This is a genomic window from Arthrobacter agilis (assembly GCF_006494655.1).
GTDB lineage: Bacteria > Actinomycetota > Actinomycetes > Actinomycetales > Micrococcaceae > Arthrobacter_D > Arthrobacter_D agilis.
Map to the genome: position 1 here is coordinate 317,077 of NZ_VHIM01000002.1, position 17,991 is coordinate 335,067.

Consider the following 17,991-nt stretch of genomic DNA (forward strand, 5'->3'; position numbering starts at 1 on the left):
GCCGGCCGGGTACTCACGCCTGTTGCTTGACCGCCAGGAGAAGTCCCGTGCCGGTGGGCAGCAGGGCCGAGACGAGGGCGTCGTGGTCGCGGACCATGCGACCGACCTGGCGCAGGGTGTTGGTCGACTGCTCCCGGACGGCCGGCTCGGCGACGCGGTCCTGGTCGAGGGCATCGTTGACGATCAGGATCCCGCCGTTCTTGAGCAGCCTGATGGCCTGTTCGACGTACAGGGGGAGCCCGGCCTTGTCGGCATCGAGGAAGACGAGGTCGTAGGCGCGGTCCGTGAGGCGCGGCAGGACGTCCGCCGCGCGACCGGAGATGGTCCGCGTCCGGTTGGACGGGATGCCGGCCTCCACATAGGCCTCACGCGCCGCCCGGAGGTGATCGACGTCGGAGTCGATGGTCGTCAGGACCGCGGTGCCGCCGAGTCCACGGAGGAGGCAGACCCCGGAAACGCCTGCTCCCGCGCCGACCTCCACCGCGGTGGTGGCCTTCGACGCCGCGGCGAGCACCGTCAGCGCCGCGCCGACAGCAGGAGTCACGGGTGCCACTCCCAGTTCGTGCGAGCGGTCGCGCGCCCGGAGCAGGATGTCGTCCTCGTCCGGAAGGCTCTCGGTGTAGGACCAGCTGCTGTGTTTGTCGGCGGCCATGGACATCCGTTCTGTGGTTGGCGGCAGGAATCCGCTGGGGCAGCGGTCGGAGGGCAAACGCCCAGCCCCAACACTACTGGCACCGCAGACCGCGCTGCCATGCGCCCCGGCCCACCTCGACCGGTCACCGCAGGCCGCCACCTGCTGCGCCCGGCACGCGCTGCATCGCGCTCACTCCCTGCCAGCTTGCTCCCAGCTTGGTGAGAAAGACTTTTGCTTCGGGACATCCGGCCTCCGCGCCGTCCCGAATCCCTGTCAGCAGTACCCGGCCGTCAGGTCCGGGGGCTGGGACGGGGTATTCACGGTACGAAGGGGAACATGATGTCCAGCGTAAGGGCGGCACGGACCGCCTCCGGAATGGACGCGGTCACGGACGCGCCCATCCTCGATGAGCACGGCAACCCCTGGGTTGCGCCGTCGTGGGAAGAGGTCGTCACCACCTACTCGCCCAAGGTGTACCGACTCGCCTACCGACTCACGGGCAACAAGTTCGACGCCGAGGACCTCACGCAGGAGGTGTTCGTCAGGGTCTTCCGCTCCCTCGCCAACTTCAAGCCGGGAACACTCGACGGCTGGCTGCACCGCATCACCACGAATCTGTTCCTGGACCAGGCGCGACGCAAGACGCGCATCCGCTTCGACGGTCTCACGGATGAAGCGGAGAGCCGGCTTCCGAGCAAGCACCCCGGACCTGAGCGGAGCTTCGAGTTCAACAATCTCGACATCGACGTCCAGTCGGCCCTCGAGGAGCTTCCCCCGGACTTCCGCGCCGCGGTGGTCCTCTGCGACCTGGAGGGACTCGCCTATGACGAGGTGTCGCGCGTTCTCGGGGTCAAGCTCGGGACGGTCCGTTCCCGTATCCACCGTGGGCGCACCATGCTGCGTGAGAAGCTCGCCCACCGCGACCCTCGGAGCTCCGGAGGGAACGGGCCCGCGCTCGGTGTTCCTCGGATCGCCGGTCTCGGGTAGGCCTGCATGCTGCATCCCCATCGCTCCCTGCAGGACCTCGTGGATGGTGAGTTGTCGGACCGGCGCCGGGTGGTTGTCGAACGCCATGTCCATGACTGCGCCGCGTGTTCCGCCGTCGTGGCGAGATTACGTGCGCTCAAGAGCGAGCTCCTGGGATTGCGCCGGCCCGCACCCGACGCGGCCTTCCAGCGACGGCTCCTCTCCGCGGCGGTCTCGGCGGAGGGTGCACCCCGGCGAGAGCATGGGGTGCCGGGCTCGTCGGGCGCCCACAGCGCCCGCGATCACCGGGAGCGGACTCCCGCTCATCCCCGGCGTCGTGCCCTCGTCGCCGCGGCGGGCGGCACCGCCGTCGTAGTGTCCGTCATCCTCGGAAGCGCCTACGTCGTCGGATCCGAGACGCGACCGGTCGTGCCCGACGCCTCGTCCGGCACCGGAGCCCTGCAGGCCGGCTGGGAGTCGGTGGCGCCGCTGACGCCCACCTACCTCGACACCACCCAGTTGGAGACACTGCGGGCGGGGGGCTGGTACTGCCCGGAGCTTGAGTCCCTCGGGTTCGTGCTCAAGAGCGCGGAGGGCATCACGGTCGCAGGGAGTCCGACACTGGAACTGGTGCTGGAGAACGACGGCGAGACCGTGACGGTCTACGAGCAGCGGAAGGTCGGCAGTGTCACAGCCTCCGCGCCCGTGAGTGCCGTCACAGGTCGAAGTGTCAGCATGGACGGGTTCGAGCATGTGGGCGCCGTGGACCGGGACCTCTGGGTGCGCCCGGGAAAGCCATGGCAGGTGGTGCTCGATTCACCCACGGTGACCTACACGGTGATGTCCTCCATGCCGGCGGCGGCCATGCCCCGGACGGTCAGCCAGCTGGTCGCGACGGAGCACGCACAGCTGGCCCTGGCGCCGCGGGCCGAGGACGATTCGATGATGGACCGTATCCACCGCGGGCTCTCCAGGATCACGCAGCCCGGGGGCAGCTCGCGGTAGAGTCGACGGCCCGGCCCGCCCCCGGCGCGGATGTGAACGGCACAAGTCCCAAGTCCTGGAAGGTAGTCTTTTCTCGTGTTGGGAATCAACGGCCTCGAACTCGTGGTCCTGGCGATCATCGCCATCGTGGTGCTCGGCCCGGAGCGACTTCCGGAGTACGCCTCCCAGCTCGCGCGCCTCGTGAAGGGGCTGCGCCGGATGGCCACCGGGGCACGTGAACAGCTCCGCGAGGAGGTGGGGCCGGAACTCGACGAGGTGGACTGGCGCAAGCTGGACCCCCGCCAGTACGACCCCCGCCGCATCATCAGGGAAGCACTGCTGGACGACATCGAGGACGTCTTCAAGCCCGTCAGCGAGGGCGCTCCCACCGCTGTGGCCGCGACCGCTCCGGCCGCTGCCCTCGGCGCCGCACGGGCTTCCCTCTCGGTGCCTGTAGGGCCCAGGCTCGGCGCAGGACAGGCTGCTCCCTACGACCTGGAAGCCACGTGATCATCGCGGTCTGAAGCAGCTGCTCCCGCTCCGCCGCCCTCAGCGCACGCTCCCGCTCCGCCGCCCTCAGCGCACGCTGACGGGGAGCCGTAGTCCGTCCAGGCCCCTCGGCCGACGTGCCAGGGCCGCAGCGATACCTGTCAATTCCGTCCGGGCCTTCGAGGGGGCCGAACCGAGGACCAGCGGTCTGCCGATGTCGCCCCCCTCGCGCAGGGCGACATCGAGGGGGATGCTGCCGAGCAGCGGAATATCGGCGTCCAGCGCAGTCGACAACCGCGCTGCAAGAGTTGCGCCGCCGCCTGCTCCGAAGAGTTCGAGCCGACCGCCGTCGGGCAGTTCGAGCCAGGACATGTTCTCGATCACGCCCGCCACGCGCTGGCCTGTCTGTGCTGCCATCGCACCCGCTCTCTCGGCGACGTCGGCGGCGGCGCTCTGCGGCGTCGTCACCACGAGGAGCTCGGAGGACGGCAGGAGCTGCGCCACGGAGATGGCGATGTCGCCGGTGCCCGGCGGAAGGTCGAGGAACAACACGTCCAGGTCGCCGAAGTACACATCGGTGAGGAATTGCTCCAGGGCACGATGCAGCATGGGGCCGCGCCAGGAGATCGGCTGGTTGCCCTCCACGAACATGCCGATCGAGATGACCTTCACGCCGTGTGCCACCGGCGGCAGGATGAGCTCGTCCACACGTGTGGGCTGCTGGGTGATTCCCATGAGCGCCGGGACGGAGAAGCCGTAGACGTCGGCGTCGACAATACCGACGCGGAGCCCCCGTGCCGCCATCGCGACCGCGAGGTTGACTGTCACGCTCGACTTCCCCACACCCCCCTTGCCGCTCGCGACAGCATAGACGCGGGTGAGGGACTCCGGTGTGTTGAAGGGGATGCCACGGCGCCCGCCCTCGCCCTTCAGTAGGTCCTTCAGGGCGTCGCGCTGCCGTTGGTCCATGACGCCGAGCTCGACGTCGACCTGGTCGACGCCGTCGACGGCGGACAGGGCCCTGCCGGCGTCACGCACGATCGTGTCGCGGAGCGGGCATCCGGCGATGGTGAGCAGCACGCGGATGCTCACGGCGTGGCCGTCGATGGCCACCGTGTCCAGCATGCCGAGCTCGGTGATGGGGCGGCGGAGCTCGGGGTCGATGACGGTGGCGAGGGCAGCGCGAACCGACTCCTGCGTGGGTAGGACCGGTGTCGGGGCCCCTGGCGGGTCGGCCGATCGGTCCGTGGGCAGATCAGGACTCACCGGACGGGTTTCCTCCCTGCGGACTGGGACCTGGGCTGGACCTTGGGCAGCGACACCGTGGCGTCCGACGGCTTGCGTGGCTTTCGCTTCAGCGTGAGCTCCTGTCCATCGGTCGTCTCGAGGAGTTCCTCGAGGACGGACCGCAACTCGGACCGCACATAGTCGCGCGTCGCGACTTCGCGGAGCGCGATCCTGAGCTCGGCGATCTCCCGCGTCAGGTACTCGGTGTCCGAGAGGTTCCGCTCGGCACGCTGGCGGTCCTGCCGCAGCGAGACGCGGTCACGGTCGTCCTGCCTGTTCTGCGCGAGCAGCAGCAGGGGGGCGGCGTAGGAGGCCTGGAGGGACAGCATGAGGGTGAGCGCGGTGAAGCCCAGGGCCGCGCTGTCGAACCGGAAATCGGCCGGACCGAAGGTGTTCCAGCACAGCCAGATGATGCAGAACACGGTCATGTAGAGCAGGAACTGCGGCGTGCCCATGAAGCGGGCGAAATTCTCCGTCGCGCTGCCGAAGCGGTCCGGGTTGGGGCGGGGACGGTTCAGGAACCGCTTGCGCGCCTCCCTCGGGGTGTCCAGTCCGCTCGAACTGGACCTGATCTTCTCAACCACGTCGGCCACCCCGCTTCGCTACCGGTGTATCGTCCTGGGCTCTCCAGTCGTCGGGCAGCAGATGGTCGAGGACGTCGTCGACCGTCACCGCCCCCACGAGGCGCCCCTCCGAATTGACCACGGGGAGCGAATTGAGGTTGTAGGTCGCCAGGATCCTGGAGACCTCGCTCACGTTCGCCTGGTCGCCGACAGCTTCGAGGTCGGTGTCGATGATGTTGCCGAGCGGCTCGGGCGGCGGGAAGCGGAGGAGCTGCTGGATGTGCACGACACCGAGGTACCGGCCGGTCGGCGTCTCCAGTGGCGGTCGGCAGACGAAGATCGAGGACGCGAGGGCCGGCGTCAGTTCCTCACGGCGCACATGCGCCAGCGCCTCCGCGACCGTCGCTTCCGGCGGCAGGATGACCGGGACCGTCGTCATGAGTGAGCCGGCCGTGTCCTCCTCGTACTCGAGCAGACGGCGCACGTCCTCGGCGTCGTCGGGCTCCATGAGTTGGAGGAGCTCCTCCTTCTGCGCCTCGGGCAGCTCGTTCAGGAGGTCCGCCGCATCATCAGGGTCCATCTCCTCGAGCACGTCCGCAGCACGTTCCCGCGTGAGCGAGGTGAGGATCTGCACCTGGTCGTCGTCGGGCAGTTCCTGCAGCACGTCGGCGAGGCGGTCGTCCTGCAACTCGCCGGCGACCTCCAGGCGTCGCTTGTCATTCATCTCGTGGAGCGCGTCGGCGAAGTCCGCCGCCTTCAGATCGTCGTGCTGGGCGACGAACTGGGTGGCGCCCTGGGGCTCGTCGGCGGTGCCGTGGAAGGCGTCGACCCAGTCGATGATGATGCGCTCGCCCCCGCGCCGCAGGCCCCGCAGCGGGGAGCCGGCGCCGCCCCTGCGGACGAAGAGCTGCGACACGTGCCAGTCACCGGCGCGGTCGCGCTCCATCGCGATGTCCTCGACGACGGCACTCCCGCTGCCGTCGCGCAGGGTCAGCCGCCGGTCGAAGAGCTCCGCGACCACGAGCATCTCGGCCCCGCGCTGTTCGAACCGGCGCAGGTTGACGAGCCCGGTGCAGATGATCTGGGACGGGTCCATGGAGGTGATGCGGGTCATCGGGACGAAGACGCGCTTCTTGCCGGGAACCTCGACCACCAGGCCGATCACCTGCGGCGGCTTCGCCGGACCGCGATCGAGGACGACGGCGTCGCGCAGCCGGCCGAGGCGGTCACCCAGAGGGTCGAAGACATCGAGGCCCAGGAGCCGGGCGACGAACACGCGAGTCGGATTGGTAGTCACAGTCCTAGGTTATCGGGCGGTACCCAACGGGCAGCATCGGGCGCAGCACGGTGGGACGTGCGGGGGAGCGCCACCGCGGGGCGAGCCACGGCATCCCGCCGGCGCGGGTACGAGGTGTCGATCGTTCACTCCCGGCGATACGCGGCCCATCCGATGGAGAGGTGGGCGACAATGGAAGGCATGTCGACACCACAACTCGGAACCACCTCCTCCCGCGATCTCGGCCGGGTGCTGCCCACGGGCGAGACTATCGGCCGGTACACGAGCTATCTCGATGCGCAGAAGGCCGTGGACTACCTTGCCGACAACAAGTTCGCCGTGCAGCGTGTTTCCATCATCGGCAACGACCTCAAAGCGGTCGAGCGCGTCACCGGGCGCCTCAGCTACCCGCGCGTCGCACTCAGCAGCGCCCTGACGGGTGCCTGGTTCGGGCTGTTCGTCGGCCTGATCCTCAGCCTCTTCGCGGACAGCGACATGGTGAGCACCGTCCCCTCCTCGATCCTGCTGGGCGCCGTGTTCTGGATGCTCTTCGGCGTCCTGACCTATGCCTTCCAGCGCGGCAAGCGTGACTTCACATCGACGAACCAGGTCATCGCCACCAGCTACGACGTCCTCGTCGACCCGGCCGTCGCGGGCGAGGCGCGCCGCCTGTTGCAGCAGCTCCCCATGAACGGACAGGCACACCATCCCGGGTCCGATCCCGCCGGCTGGAACCAGGCCCGGCCCAACCAGCCCGCCCAGAACCAGCCCGCCCAGAACCAGCCCACCCAGAACCAGCAGGCGCCGGAGCGCCCTGCCGCCTGGAACGACCCGTACCCGCGTCCCGACCAGCAGTCCCAGGAGCCCTCGGACGCCCAGGATCGGACGGCGGGCCCCGGCACCACGGGACCGCGCCGCGGACAGTTCCCCGATCTGCCGGACGGCAGGCCGCAGTACGGCGTTCGGGTCGAGGACCAGTCGCAGCCCGACGCCCCCTCGCAGGGTGCGGCGCCGGCCGAGGCACACGGACCGGCGGACGCAGCCGATGCTCGTCCGACCGCAGGAGGGGGCGACGACGGCAGGTCGGGATCCTCGCCGGCGGGCGAATCCCGCTGACCCCGCTCGGCTCCCGCTGACCGTCCGGTAGGAGCGCGGACCGCATGGAAAAGGCAGGGACCCGAGGGTCCCTGCCTTCTCCATGTCCGTCGGTTACTCGCCGGTGGGGCTCCAGATGCCGGACATCCAGGTCTCCACGTCCTCCGGTGCGCGCGGGAGCGCGGCACTGAGATTCACCGGGCCGTCGGCGGTCATGAGGATGTCGTCCTCGATGCGGACCCCGATGCCGCGGTATTCCTCGGGCACGGCGAGGTCCTCCGCCTTGAAGTACAGGCCGGGCTCGATGGTGAAGACCATGCCCTCCGTGAGGATCCCGTCGAGGTACAGGTCCCGCTTGGCCTGGGCGCAGTCGTGCACGTCCATGCCGAGGTGATGGCTGGTGCCGTGGGGCATCCACCGTCGGTGGTGCTGGCCCTCGGGGGCCAGCGCCTCGTCGAGCGGGACGGGCAGCAGCCCCCACGCGTCGAGGTTCTCGGCGAGCACGGTGATCGCGGCGACGTGGATCTCGCGGAACTTGCGTCCCGGCCGTGCGGCGGCGAAGCCCGCGTCGGCGGCGTCGAGCACCGCCTGGTAGACCTTGCGCTGCACATCGGTGTACCGGCCGTTGACGGGCAGCGTCCTCGTGATGTCGGCGGTGTAGAGGCTTTCGGCCTCGACGCCGGCGTCGAGCAGCAGGAGCTCCCCGGATCTCACCTGACCTGTATTGCGGATCCAGTGCAGTGTCGTCGCGTTGTTGCCGGAGGCTGCGATGGTGTCGTATCCGAGGTCGTTCCCCTCCTCGCGTGCGCGGGCGAAGAATGCACCCTCGACGACGCGCTCGCCGCGCGCATGACTGATGGCGCGGGGAAGCGCACGGACCACGTCATGGAAGCCGTTGACGGTCGCCGCGACGGCTGCCTCCATCTGTTCGACCTCCCAGGCGTCCTTGATGAGCCGGAGCTCGGACAGGACCTCGGCGAGTACCGCATCCAGGGCATCGGCCCGCTCGAGGTCCACTCCCGTGTTGATGCGTGAGGTGTCCACCAGGGCGTCCGCGTTGAGATCCACCTCGCGCAGCAGCCGGATGCTGGTTCCGCCGATCTCGACGACGCCCGCGTCCTTCGTGATGGCGACCTCGAGCTCGGCGAGGTCCGCCGTCTCGAGAGCGAGCTGTGCCCGGACCTGCGCCATGGAGAGCCGCTGGCCGATCCAGAACTCGCCGTAGCGGGCATCGGCATAGAACTCGGCGCTGTCGCGACCGGCGAGTTCCCGGAAGTACAGGGTTGCTGCGTGGTGGCCGCCGTCGTCGCCCGTGCCGGGGTCCACGGGCTCGAGGACCAGGACGGCGTCCGGCTCGTGGTCCAGGCCGAGCCCGGTCAGGTGCGCGAAGCCCGAGTGGGGGCGGTAGCGGTAGTCGGTATCGTTCGAGCGGACCTTGAACGGCCCGGCGGGAATGACGATCCGCTCACCGGGGAAACGCTCGGAGACAGCGCGACGGCGTCGCGCGGCATGGGCTGCGACGGCGGATGCGGCCGGGAGGTCGTCGGAGGCCGGCTCCCAGTCGCCGGCCATGAACGCCTTGAAGGCGTCGGAGTCCGGCCGCTGTGACCGGTTCTCGTTGCGCGCGGAGAGGGGCTGGCCCTCCGGGGAGTCGGTGGGATTCAGGGTTGCGGGTGCTGTGTCATCGGTGCTCACCCCGCCATCGTCTCACCGTGGCGACGGGGCGGGAAAGTCTGGCCACGCAGATGCATCAGAAGCTGAGGTGATTACCAAGGGATCAGGACACATCGTGCTCGACGCCGTCGGGAAGCTCCGCACGGCATTCATCAAGCGGCGTGGCACCCCGCGGCGTCGTCCGATAGGAGGCGCGAGGCCCGACCGGACGCGCAGTCCATCCGGACCGCACCACGCCATGGGAGAACAGCGCGACCACCGGTGGCGCCTGGCGGGCGCACCCGCGGCCGGCGCGTACATTGGTTCCGGTGAGAATCGACCTGCACACGCATTCCAATGTCTCGGACGGCACCGAGGATCCGGCTGTCCTGATCGCGTCCGCCGCGGCGGCGGGTCTCGACGCCGTCGCACTCACCGATCACGACTCGACCGCGGGCTGGGACAGGGCACGGGTCGCGGCGCGTGCCCACGGCGTCACGTTCATCCCGGGCATGGAGGTGTCCTGCCGCACCGACACCGGCATCAGCGTCCACGTCCTCTCCTACCTGCACGATCCACTGCACGTCGGGTTGCGCGACGAGATCGAGCGCTCCCGTCAGGCGCGGCTCACCCGCGCACGCCGCATGGTCGAGCTGATGTCCGAGGACTATCCGATCAGCTGGGAGCTGGTGCAGGAGCACGTCACGGAGGGCGCGACGGTGGGGCGCCCCCACATCGCCGACGCCCTGATCGCGCTCGGTGTCGTCACGACCCGCTCCGAGGCCTTCGAGAGTGTCCTCACGGCCCGCTCGCCCTACTGGGTGAGCCACTACGCGCCGCACCCGGCGATCGCCGTCGCCCTGATCAGGGAGGCAGGGGGAGTGCCCGTCTTCGCCCACCCGTCCGCGTTCAACCGCGGGGCCGTGGTCGGCGGGGCGGTGATCGACGAGATGATCGACGCGGGGCTCAAGGGCCTCGAGGTGGAACATCGGGACAATCCGCAGCATGCGAGGGTGGAGCTTCGGCGGATCGCACGGGACAACGACCTCCTGGTGACCGGCTCCAGCGACTACCACGGGTCGGGCAAGCCGAATCTGCTGGGCGAGAACACCACCACCCGTGAGACCTACGAGGCGATCGTCGGCCTCGCGACGGGCTCCCGGATCAGCTAAGGCCGTCCGTCCGGTCGCCGGAGCCCTGGAGCCACGGTCCGAGGCGCGCCCGCATGATCTCGACGGCCTGGGGATTGCGGTCGACGCAGACGAACCGCCTGCCGAGCTTCCCGGCCACGGCACCGAGCGTTCCCGACCCGGCGAAGAAGTCCAGCACCCAGTCACCCTGCGCACTGCTCGCGGCCACGGCGCGGCGCAGCAGGCCCTCCGGTTTCTGCGTGGGATATCCCGTCTTCTCACGACCCGTGGGGGAGACGATGGTGTGCCACCACACGTCGGTGGGCAGCTTCCCGAGTGCCGCCTTCTCGGCCGTCACCAGCCCGGGCGCCATATACGGTTCCCGGTCCACCTCGTCGCTGTTGAAGTAGTAGCCCGAAGGGTCCTTCACGTACACGAGGATGTTGTCGTGCTTCGCGGGCCACTTCCGCTTGGCCCTGGCGCCGTAGTCGTACGCCCAGATGATCTCGTTGAGGAAGCTGTCCCGGCCGAAGAGGGCGTCCAGCATGACCTTCGCGTAGTGCACCTCGCGGTAGTCGAGGTGCACGTAGAGGGTGCCGTCATCGGCGAGGAGGCGCCAGGCCTCTGCAAGCCGTGGCGCCAGGAAGTCCCAGTAGTCCTCGAAGGCGTCGTCGTAGCTCGCGAGGATGCCCTTGACCGTCGAGTAGGACTGGCCCTTGAACCCCACCCGGTCGCCCGAACCCTGCGACGCCCGCACCATGGAGGTCTGCTGGCGCCGCTGGACGCGGCCGGTGTTGAACGGGGGATCCACGTAGATCATGCGGAAGGAGCCATTCGCCAGGGTGGACAGGTAGTCCGCGTTGTCGGCATGCACCACGAGATTGGCGCCGTCCGCCCTCCATGCAGGAGCTGCGGACGGCGCAGGAAGCTCCGTCACCGGGGACTAGTCCTCCGCGCCGCCGGCCGGATTCCCGACGACCTCGCCGTTGCGGCGGCGCGTACGGGTGCGCCGGGGGCGGTCGCTCGCCACGGTCTCCGTTCCGGCGCCCTCGGTGGAGCGCCGACGGCGTCCCCCCTCGGCGTCGCCGCTCACGGGCACGGATGCTGCCGGCGCCGCGTCGGTCGGACCGGCGCTCCCGGTTCCCCGGTTGCCACCGCGTCCCCGGCCGCGAGAGCCCCGCGATCCCTGCCCGGACTCGCCCTGCTCCGCAGCAGGGCCGCCGTCGCGCCGCTGGCCACCGCGGCCGCCGTCACGCCGCTGCCCGCGGCCTCCGCTGCTCCCGGAGCCGGAGCCGGAACCGCCCGAACCGGCCGAACCGCCTGCGCCGTCGCTGCGCCCACCGCCGCGCTTCCCGGTCTCACCGAGATCCTCGAGGACCTCCGCATTGATGCCGGCCAGCTTGCGGTCCTTGCGGGGGAGGCGGCCCTTGGTGCCCTCGGGGATATCGAGGTCCGTGAAGAGGTGCGGGGACGAGGAGTAGGTCTCCACGGGCTCGGGGGTGTCCAGGCCCAGCGCCTTGTTGATGAGGCCCCAGCGCGGGACGTCGTCCCAGTCCACGAACGTCACCGCCGTGCCCTTCTTGCCGGCGCGGCCCGTCCGGCCGACCCGGTGCAGGTACGCCTTCTCGTCCTCGGGGCACTGGTAGTTGATGACGTGCGTGATGTCCTCGACATCGATCCCTCGAGCCGCGACCTCGGTCGCGACGAGCACGTCGATCTTGTCGCCACGGAACGCACGGAGGGCCTGTTCGCGGGCTCCCTGACCGAGGTCGCCGTGGATGGCGCCGGCAGCGAAACCGCGGTCGATCAGTTCCTCGGAGAGCTTCGCGGCGGTGCGCTTGGTCTTGCAGAAGATGATGGCACGGCCGCGGTTCCGTGACTGGAGGATGCGGGCCACGACCTCCGCCTTGTCCAGGTTGTGCGCCCGGTAGATGACCTGGCGGATGTCCTTCTTGGTGATGCCTTCGTCCTCGGGGTCCGCGGCCCGGATGTGCGTGGGCTGCGTCATGTACCGGCGCGCCATCGCGATGACGGGACCGGGCATGGTCGCGGAGAACAGCAGCGTCTGGCGGACGGGAGGCGTCGCGGCGATGAGCGTCTCGACGTCGGGCAGGAAGCCGAGGTCCAGCATCTCGTCGGCTTCGTCGAGCACCACGATCTTCACGTTCTTGAGGACCAGGAGCTTCTGCCGGTAGAGGTCGATCAGGCGGCCCGGGGTTCCCACGACGATCTCGACGCCGTTCTTGATCGCCTCGATCTGCGGTTCGTAGGCGCGGCCACCGTAGATGGTCACGATGCGTGCGTTGCGCTTCTTCGCCGCCGTCGTGAGGTCGTTCGCCACCTGCACGGCGAGCTCGCGGGTCGGGACGACCACGAGTGCCTGCGGCGCCCCGGGGACGGGGAGCTTCTCGTAGCCGGCGTCGTCGGGCCCGACCACGCGCTGGATGGCCGGGATGCCGAAGCCGAGGGTCTTGCCGGTGCCGGTCTTCGCCTGCCCGATGATGTCGTGGCCGCCGAGGGCGATCGACAGCGTCATCGCCTGGATGGGGAAGGGGTGGGTGATGCCGGCGTCGGCGAGCGATTCGACGATGTCGGGACGGACATTGAAGTCCGCGAAGGTCTCGGCGACCGGAGCGTGAGGTTCCTCGGTGGTGACCAGCGTCTCCTCGACGTCGATGGCATCCGACGAGTTGTCGGCGACGAGGTGGTGCGCGTCGTCCGCGGGTGTGCTGTTCGTGTCGTGATCTGTATTCTGCACGTTCTACCGTTCATTCAGGCCGTGCGGCCGCTGAGGCTCGACGCCCGGATGGGTTCCATCCGGTGCGGAGCGTGTCGGCGGGCGCAGGGCGTCCAGTGGAAGCCGATCGCGGGCTTGCAACTGCGTGCGGGCTGCGGAGGGAGACCTGCGCCCGCGGGAAACTCGGGATCGAGTAGGTACTGCGGGTTATCCAAGAGTGATAACGACCGGGCATCCATGACTACTAACGCCTTAAAGACTACCCTGCCCGCTGCCCGGAGCGTCATTCCGCGGTTCACGGGGCGCGTCCGTCGGTTTGACCTCGAAGCGGAGGCGCCGCCGGCCGATGTCCGCTTCGAGCAGGATCACCGTGACCCGCTCGCCTGCCACGAGTTCGCCGTAGCAGGTGGCCTCGAGCGGCGGTTCGGTGACCTGCACGGTCCCGGACAGGCGGGGCGCCTGCTTACCCGGCGCGTCCTCCACCGCGGGGGGTGAGCCCTGCAGGACGACGGCGGAGAACGCCTCGCCGATCCGGTTGCTCAACAGCGCCGCCTGGACGGCGTCCATGGCGCCGGAATCCAGGCGGGATGCGGTCTGGTTCGACGACGCCATGAGGGAGTTCAGCTCCGGCAGGGCAGAGCGGACCCACTGCGGGACGTCCTGGCCGGCGCTCAGCGATGCGCAGGTCACCAGGACGAAGCGGTCCACGAGCCGCCGGAGGGGAGCGGTCGTGTGAGCGTAGGGGGCGGCGATGGCGGACTGGATCACGGCCTCCGGCACCTCGCCGTCGAACGCGGTGTACCCCGCGCCGCGGAACAGGGACGCGGCAGCATGCATGAGGGCGAGCTGGGGAGGATCGGTGACATCGAGCGTCCTGAGGAAGGCGCCGTAGGCGACGCCCGCCGGCCAGGGGTGCTCGAGCGCCTCGGACTGCCGCCGGAATCTCCCGAGCGCGGCGTCGTCGGGCTCCGGCATGGTCCGCAGGATGCCGATGCGCCCGTCGATCATGATCTGAGCGGCTGCCATCCCGGTCATGAGGGAGATCTGCGCGTTCCAGTCCTCGCACGCGAGGGCGGGCTCGGTGAGGATGCCGTAGCTCTCGCCGTCGTGCGTGATTTCCTGGCGGGGAAGGTTGAGGCTCGCGCCGCCGCGATCGAGCTCCTGCTGGATGCGCCGCAGGCCGATCTCCCTCAGCAGCACCAGTTGCTCGTCGGCCGTCGCGTCGTCGATGGCTGTCTGCACCTCGCCGTAGGTGAGCTGCCGTCTGCTGCGGACCACGGCCCGGCCGACGGTGACCGACTGCACCACGGCGTCGGTGTCGAGGACGAAGTGCCAGACGAAGGCCGGCCGGTCCTGGTCGGGGAGGAGGCTCGCGGCGCCCTCGGACACGAGCTCCGGGTGCAGCGAGATCCGCCCGTCCGGAGCGTAGAGGGTCTGCCCGCGCAGGCGTGCCTCGGTGTCGATGGCACCGCCGGGTGCCACGAAGAGCGGGACGTCCGCGATGGCGTAGTGCACCTCGTACCCGGGGGTGTCCCCGTCCGGTCTCCTGGCGAGGTGGACGGCCTGGTCGAGATCCGTGGAGCCGGGCGGGTCGATGGTGAGGAACGGCAGGTCCCGCAGATCCTGCGGTGGCAGGCGATGCGACGCGACGGCGGCCTCGGCCTCGCGCAGGACGTAGGCCGGGAACTCCTCGCGGACGCCGAGCTCCTCACGCAGGTTTCTCAGCGACTCCGTGAGGCGCTGCTGGGACTCCCGGTCCCTCAGGTCCATATGCTGTGCTGGCACAGGCCTTACCGTAATGCACGTCACAGACACCGGGCAGGAGCATCGCCCGGAGTCGCGCTCAGCCGGACGCCGTCCGGAGTGACTCGCCGGCCCGCGGCGGCGCGGTGCTCCGCGCTGACGGGGATTGCCCGACTCCTCGGATTGCGTACCCTTAGCAGAATGAACAACGGCTCCTCCGACAGAACGGCCCTGTCCGCGACAGATACGGACCGCACGCAGGACCACCGGTCCCCCGCGGCCGTCACCGACCGCTCACCGGCCCCTGCCGTTTCCCAGGACGCAGCGCCCACCCCGGCCAGCGCGGGGGAGGACGCCCTCGCGAACCCCCGCTATGCGCGGTTCGTCACGGATCTGTTGGGAGTCATCGCCTACGGCGAGCTGTCGGGCTTCGAGCGGCTCTCCTCCGACGCCCGCTTCTCGCCCAGCCTCGCGGACCGCGCGAGCCTCGGGCGGCTCGCAGTGCTCGAATTCGAGCATTTCGAGATGGTCGGACGGTTCGTCGGCGGACTCGGTGTGACGATCGAGGAGGCGATGGCGCCGTTCCAGGTCTCCGTCGACGCCTTCCACGAGCGCACGCGCCCCGGCGACTGGTACGAATCGCTGATGAAGGCCTACGTCATCGACGCCTTCTCCGGCGACTTCTACAGGGCCCTCGCGGACAGCCTCGACCCGCGGACGCGTGAACTCATCAGCGCGATCGATTCGGGCGACGGCGCGGACCACCTGCAGCGGCGCCTGAAGGAGGCGCTGGCGGACGACCCGCGGCTCGCGTCCAGGCTCGCCCTCTGGGGCCGACGGCTCGTCGGGGAGGCGCTGACGCAGGCGCAGCGGGTCGGGATGGAGCGCGAGTACCTGGCGGGGCTACTCTTCGCCGATGAGGCGGATCACGATCAGCACACGACGGCGCTGTTCTCACAGCTGACGCGCAACCACTCGCGGCGCATGAGCGCCCTGGGCCTGACCGCATAGGACCCGCTGCCCAAGGCATCCGGCTCCGGGCCCTCTGCGGGGGCGACCCTGTCCCGCCCTCCGGCGGACGAGAACCCGCGGACCCATAAGGGGCCGCGGGTTCTCGTGGTGGTGCGTAGAAGTGCTAGAGGGCGCCGAAGCCCACCCGGCGGGACTCCTCCGCGCCGATCTCGACGTACCCGAGGACCGACGTCGGAACGATGACCTGACGTCCCTTGGAATCCTTCAGGCGGAGCTCGGAGCCACCGCCCATTGCTGCTGCGACGAGCTCGGCGATCGCGTCGGCGCTCTCGGAGGACTCGACCACGATCTCCCGGTTGACGTTCTGGATACCGATCTTGACTTCCACGGCGGATGCCTCCTGTGTAGTGAGCGTTACTGCTTCGAACCTACTCTAGATCTCCTTGGGGAAGCGGCTGATTCCGCGCCAAGCTAAACGGTAGATCAGCTCCGCGGCAGCATCGATATCGAGGCTGCCATCCGTCTCCAGCCAGTACCGAGCGCTGATCTGCGCCATCCCGGCGAGTCCGCGCCCCAGCAGGGTCGCCTCGACGATCGAGAGCTGCGTGTCCCCGGCGATCACGCCGGCGATCGCGCTCGCGAACTGGGCGTTGAACTCCTCGAGCCTGCTGCTGACGTCGGGTTCGTTGCCGATGTCCGATTCGAAGACGAGCCGGTGCGCCTGGCTGTCCTGCGCGATGAACTGGAAGTACGCGCGCATGGTCGCGTGGACGCGGAGCTTGTTGTCGTCCGTGGAGCGGAGGGCGCCCTGCAGCAGTTGCGTCAGTTCTGCGAGGTGGCTGTCGAGGAGTGCGAGATACAGGTCCCGCTTGCCGGGGAAGTGCTGGTACAGCACGGGCTTGCTGACCTTCGCCGCGACCGCGATGTCATCCATCGCGGCGCCATGATAGCCATTGCCGACGAAGACCTCCTGGGCTGCCGCGAGCAGTTGCCGTCGGCGCTCGTCCCGCGGGAGCCGGACGGCTTTCCCTGCGGTGGTGGGTTCGGCACTCACGGGAGGATCCTCTCCGGTACTGCGGGTCGATGGGGCCCGATCAGTCTACCCACGCGGCCACCGCCTCCGTCCGACGACGCCACCGGGCAGGCGGCCGGTGGGCCGCCCCGGCCGTCGCGGTGGCTCCGCCGACGTACTGCGGAATACCCTTGGGCATGACTGCTTCGCCGACCGATCAGAACCCCGGCACCGCGTCCGGGCCGCTGCCGCCGCTCGTGGAGCCGGCAGCGGGCCTCACACGGGACGAGACCCTCCGCTATTCGCGGCACCTCATCATCCCCGGGTTCGGCGTCGATGCGCAGCTGCGCCTGAAGAACGCGCGGGTACTCGTGATCGGTGCCGGTGGGCTCGGCTCTCCTGCGCTCCTCTACCTCGCCGCCGCGGGGGTCGGCACGCTGGGCATCGTGGACGACGACGACGTCGAACTCTCCAATTTGCAGCGGCAGGTCATCCACTCGATGGCGGATCTCGGCAGGCCGAAGGCGCAGTCCGCCCGGGACAGCATCCTCGGGGTGAACCCGCTCGTGAAGGTGGTGCTGCACGAGGAGCGCCTGGATCGGTGGAACGCGCTCGAGCTGTTCGCCGGGTACGACCTGATCGTCGACGGCACCGACAACTTCGCCACGCGCTACCTGGTGAACGATGCCGCCGCCCTTCTCGGCAAGCCCTATGTCTGGGGTTCCATCCTCCGGTTCGACGGACAGGTGAGCGTCTTCTGGCAGGACCGCGGGCCCACGTACCGCGACCTGTATCCGGAGGCGCCGCCGCCCGGCTCGGTGCCGTCCTGCGCGGAGGGCGGCGTGCTCGGGGTGCTGTGTGCGCAGATCGGGTCGGTCATGGTCAACGAGGCCATCAAGCTGATCACCGGAGTGGGCTCGACGCTCCTCGGCCGTGTGCTGGTGTTCAATGCGCTCGACATGAGCTGGCGGGAGCTGCGCGTCCGCCCCGACCCCGCTGCCGCGAGGATCACCGAGCTCATCGACTACGAGCAGTTCTGCGGCGTCCGGCCCGCGGAACCCGGCACCGACGCCGCAGCCGGCACCGCCGGGGCGGACGGCGTTCCCCTGGTCTCCGTGGCAGAGTTGGCGGCCCTGCTCGACGGGCGGGCGGCCGGAACCGCGGACTTCGACCTGCTGGACGTCAGGACTCCGGAGGAGTACGCGGTGGTGAGCATCGCGGGCGCGAGGCTCGTGCCGCAGAATCTCATCCTCGACGGTGACGAGCGCATCGGCACCGATCGTACGGTGCTCGTCCACTGCAAATCAGGAGTGCGATCAGCCGACGTCGTCCGATTCCTCCGTGCACAGGGCCACCCCGATGTGCGATCCGTCGACGGCGGGATCCTCGAGTGGGTGCGTCGGATCGAACCGGACAAACCCAGCTACTAGACGCGGTTCCTGGCTGTGTT

The 17,991-nt window shown here is 69.5% G+C and carries 17 protein-coding genes; 7 read left to right on the top strand and 10 right to left on the bottom strand.

Features of this window, described 5'->3' with window-relative positions:
• Positions 1–13: 13 nt before the first annotated feature.
• Positions 14–652, bottom strand: a complete 639-nt coding sequence (locus FJV46_RS04290; RefSeq protein WP_087030324.1) for an O-methyltransferase — start codon at positions 650–652, stop codon at positions 14–16.
• A gap of 318 nt (positions 653–970) precedes the next feature.
• Between FJV46_RS04290 and sigE the strand changes: the two genes are divergently transcribed.
• The 3 genes from sigE (at position 971) to FJV46_RS04305 (ending at position 3,094) form a co-directional block, all read left to right on the top strand.
• Positions 971–1,621: an RNA polymerase sigma factor SigE gene (gene sigE, locus FJV46_RS04295; RefSeq protein WP_370684688.1), complete on the top strand. Its 651-nt coding sequence runs from the start codon at positions 971–973 to the stop codon at positions 1,619–1,621.
• Between the two features lie 6 nt (positions 1,622–1,627).
• Positions 1,628–2,605 (top strand): zf-HC2 domain-containing protein, encoded by a 978-nt coding sequence (locus FJV46_RS04300; protein ID WP_087029566.1) that lies wholly within the window; start codon positions 1,628–1,630, stop codon positions 2,603–2,605.
• A gap of 75 nt (positions 2,606–2,680) precedes the next feature.
• Positions 2,681–3,094 (top strand): twin-arginine translocase TatA/TatE family subunit, encoded by a 414-nt coding sequence (locus tag FJV46_RS04305; RefSeq protein ID WP_087029564.1) that lies wholly within the window; start codon positions 2,681–2,683, stop codon positions 3,092–3,094.
• A 66-nt stretch (positions 3,095–3,160) separates the two neighbouring features.
• Here FJV46_RS04305 and FJV46_RS04310 read toward each other — a convergent pair whose 3' ends face one another.
• From FJV46_RS04310 to FJV46_RS04320, 3 genes are read right to left on the bottom strand one after another with little or no spacing between them, the layout of a single operon-like run.
• The gene (locus FJV46_RS04310; protein WP_232008699.1) at positions 3,161–4,327 is read right to left on the bottom strand and encodes an Mrp/NBP35 family ATP-binding protein; all 1,167 of its coding nucleotides are present in this window, start codon (positions 4,325–4,327) and stop codon (positions 3,161–3,163) included.
• 8 nt (positions 4,328–4,335) lie between these two features.
• Positions 4,336–4,953, bottom strand: a complete 618-nt coding sequence (locus FJV46_RS04315; RefSeq protein WP_370684687.1) for a DUF1003 domain-containing protein — start codon at positions 4,951–4,953, stop codon at positions 4,336–4,338.
• Complete coding sequence (locus FJV46_RS04320; RefSeq protein WP_087029563.1) at positions 4,937–6,220, bottom strand: magnesium transporter MgtE N-terminal domain-containing protein; 1,284 nt, start codon at positions 6,218–6,220, stop codon at positions 4,937–4,939. The genes FJV46_RS04315 and FJV46_RS04320 overlap by 17 nt, the downstream gene beginning before the upstream one ends.
• 180 nt (positions 6,221–6,400) lie before the next feature.
• Between FJV46_RS04320 and FJV46_RS04325 the strand changes: the two genes are divergently transcribed.
• A complete protein-coding gene (locus FJV46_RS04325) occupies positions 6,401–7,315 on the top strand; it encodes a general stress protein (protein ID WP_179195221.1) in 915 nt (304 codons plus the stop codon).
• Positions 7,316–7,408: 93 nt separating this feature from the next.
• On the opposite strand, the gene FJV46_RS04330 is transcribed toward FJV46_RS04325, so the two are convergent.
• Positions 7,409–8,989: an aminopeptidase P family protein gene (locus FJV46_RS04330; RefSeq protein ID WP_370684686.1), complete on the bottom strand. Its 1,581-nt coding sequence runs from the start codon at positions 8,987–8,989 to the stop codon at positions 7,409–7,411.
• A gap of 287 nt (positions 8,990–9,276) precedes the next feature.
• Between FJV46_RS04330 and FJV46_RS04335 the strand changes: the two genes are divergently transcribed.
• Positions 9,277–10,119: a PHP domain-containing protein gene (locus tag FJV46_RS04335; protein WP_087029561.1), complete on the top strand. Its 843-nt coding sequence runs from the start codon at positions 9,277–9,279 to the stop codon at positions 10,117–10,119.
• On the opposite strand, the gene FJV46_RS04340 is transcribed toward FJV46_RS04335, so the two are convergent.
• From FJV46_RS04340 to FJV46_RS04350, 3 genes are all read right to left on the bottom strand, one after another.
• Positions 10,112–11,014: a DNA-methyltransferase gene (locus tag FJV46_RS04340; protein ID WP_087029559.1), complete on the bottom strand. Its 903-nt coding sequence runs from the start codon at positions 11,012–11,014 to the stop codon at positions 10,112–10,114. The genes FJV46_RS04335 and FJV46_RS04340 overlap by 8 nt on opposite strands.
• 6 nt (positions 11,015–11,020) lie before the next feature.
• Entirely contained in the window at positions 11,021–12,835 is a 1,815-nt protein-coding gene (locus FJV46_RS04345) for a DEAD/DEAH box helicase (protein WP_087029558.1), read from the bottom strand.
• A gap of 231 nt (positions 12,836–13,066) precedes the next feature.
• Positions 13,067–14,599: an RNB domain-containing ribonuclease gene (locus FJV46_RS04350; protein ID WP_306298291.1), complete on the bottom strand. Its 1,533-nt coding sequence runs from the start codon at positions 14,597–14,599 to the stop codon at positions 13,067–13,069.
• 159 nt (positions 14,600–14,758) lie between these two features.
• Here FJV46_RS04350 and FJV46_RS04355 point away from each other — a divergent pair, with 159 nt between their 5' ends.
• Positions 14,759–15,568, top strand: a complete 810-nt coding sequence (locus FJV46_RS04355; RefSeq protein ID WP_087029555.1) for a ferritin-like fold-containing protein — start codon at positions 14,759–14,761, stop codon at positions 15,566–15,568.
• Between the two features lie 124 nt (positions 15,569–15,692).
• Here the strand turns inward: FJV46_RS04355 and FJV46_RS04360 are convergent, their stop codons facing one another.
• Together FJV46_RS04360 and FJV46_RS04365 are read right to left on the bottom strand one after the other, a co-directional pair.
• Entirely contained in the window at positions 15,693–15,917 is a 225-nt protein-coding gene (locus tag FJV46_RS04360; protein ID WP_087029553.1) for a DUF3107 domain-containing protein, read from the bottom strand.
• Positions 15,918–15,962: 45 nt separating this feature from the next.
• Positions 15,963–16,583, bottom strand: coding sequence for a TetR/AcrR family transcriptional regulator (locus FJV46_RS04365; RefSeq protein WP_087029552.1), 621 nt, complete (start codon positions 16,581–16,583; stop codon positions 15,963–15,965).
• A 155-nt stretch (positions 16,584–16,738) separates the two neighbouring features.
• On the opposite strand from FJV46_RS04365, the gene moeB reads away from it, so the two are divergent.
• Positions 16,739–17,971 (top strand): molybdopterin-synthase adenylyltransferase MoeB, encoded by a 1,233-nt coding sequence (moeB, locus tag FJV46_RS04370; RefSeq protein WP_087029550.1) that lies wholly within the window; start codon positions 16,739–16,741, stop codon positions 17,969–17,971.
• The last annotated feature ends 20 nt before the right edge of the window (positions 17,972–17,991 follow it).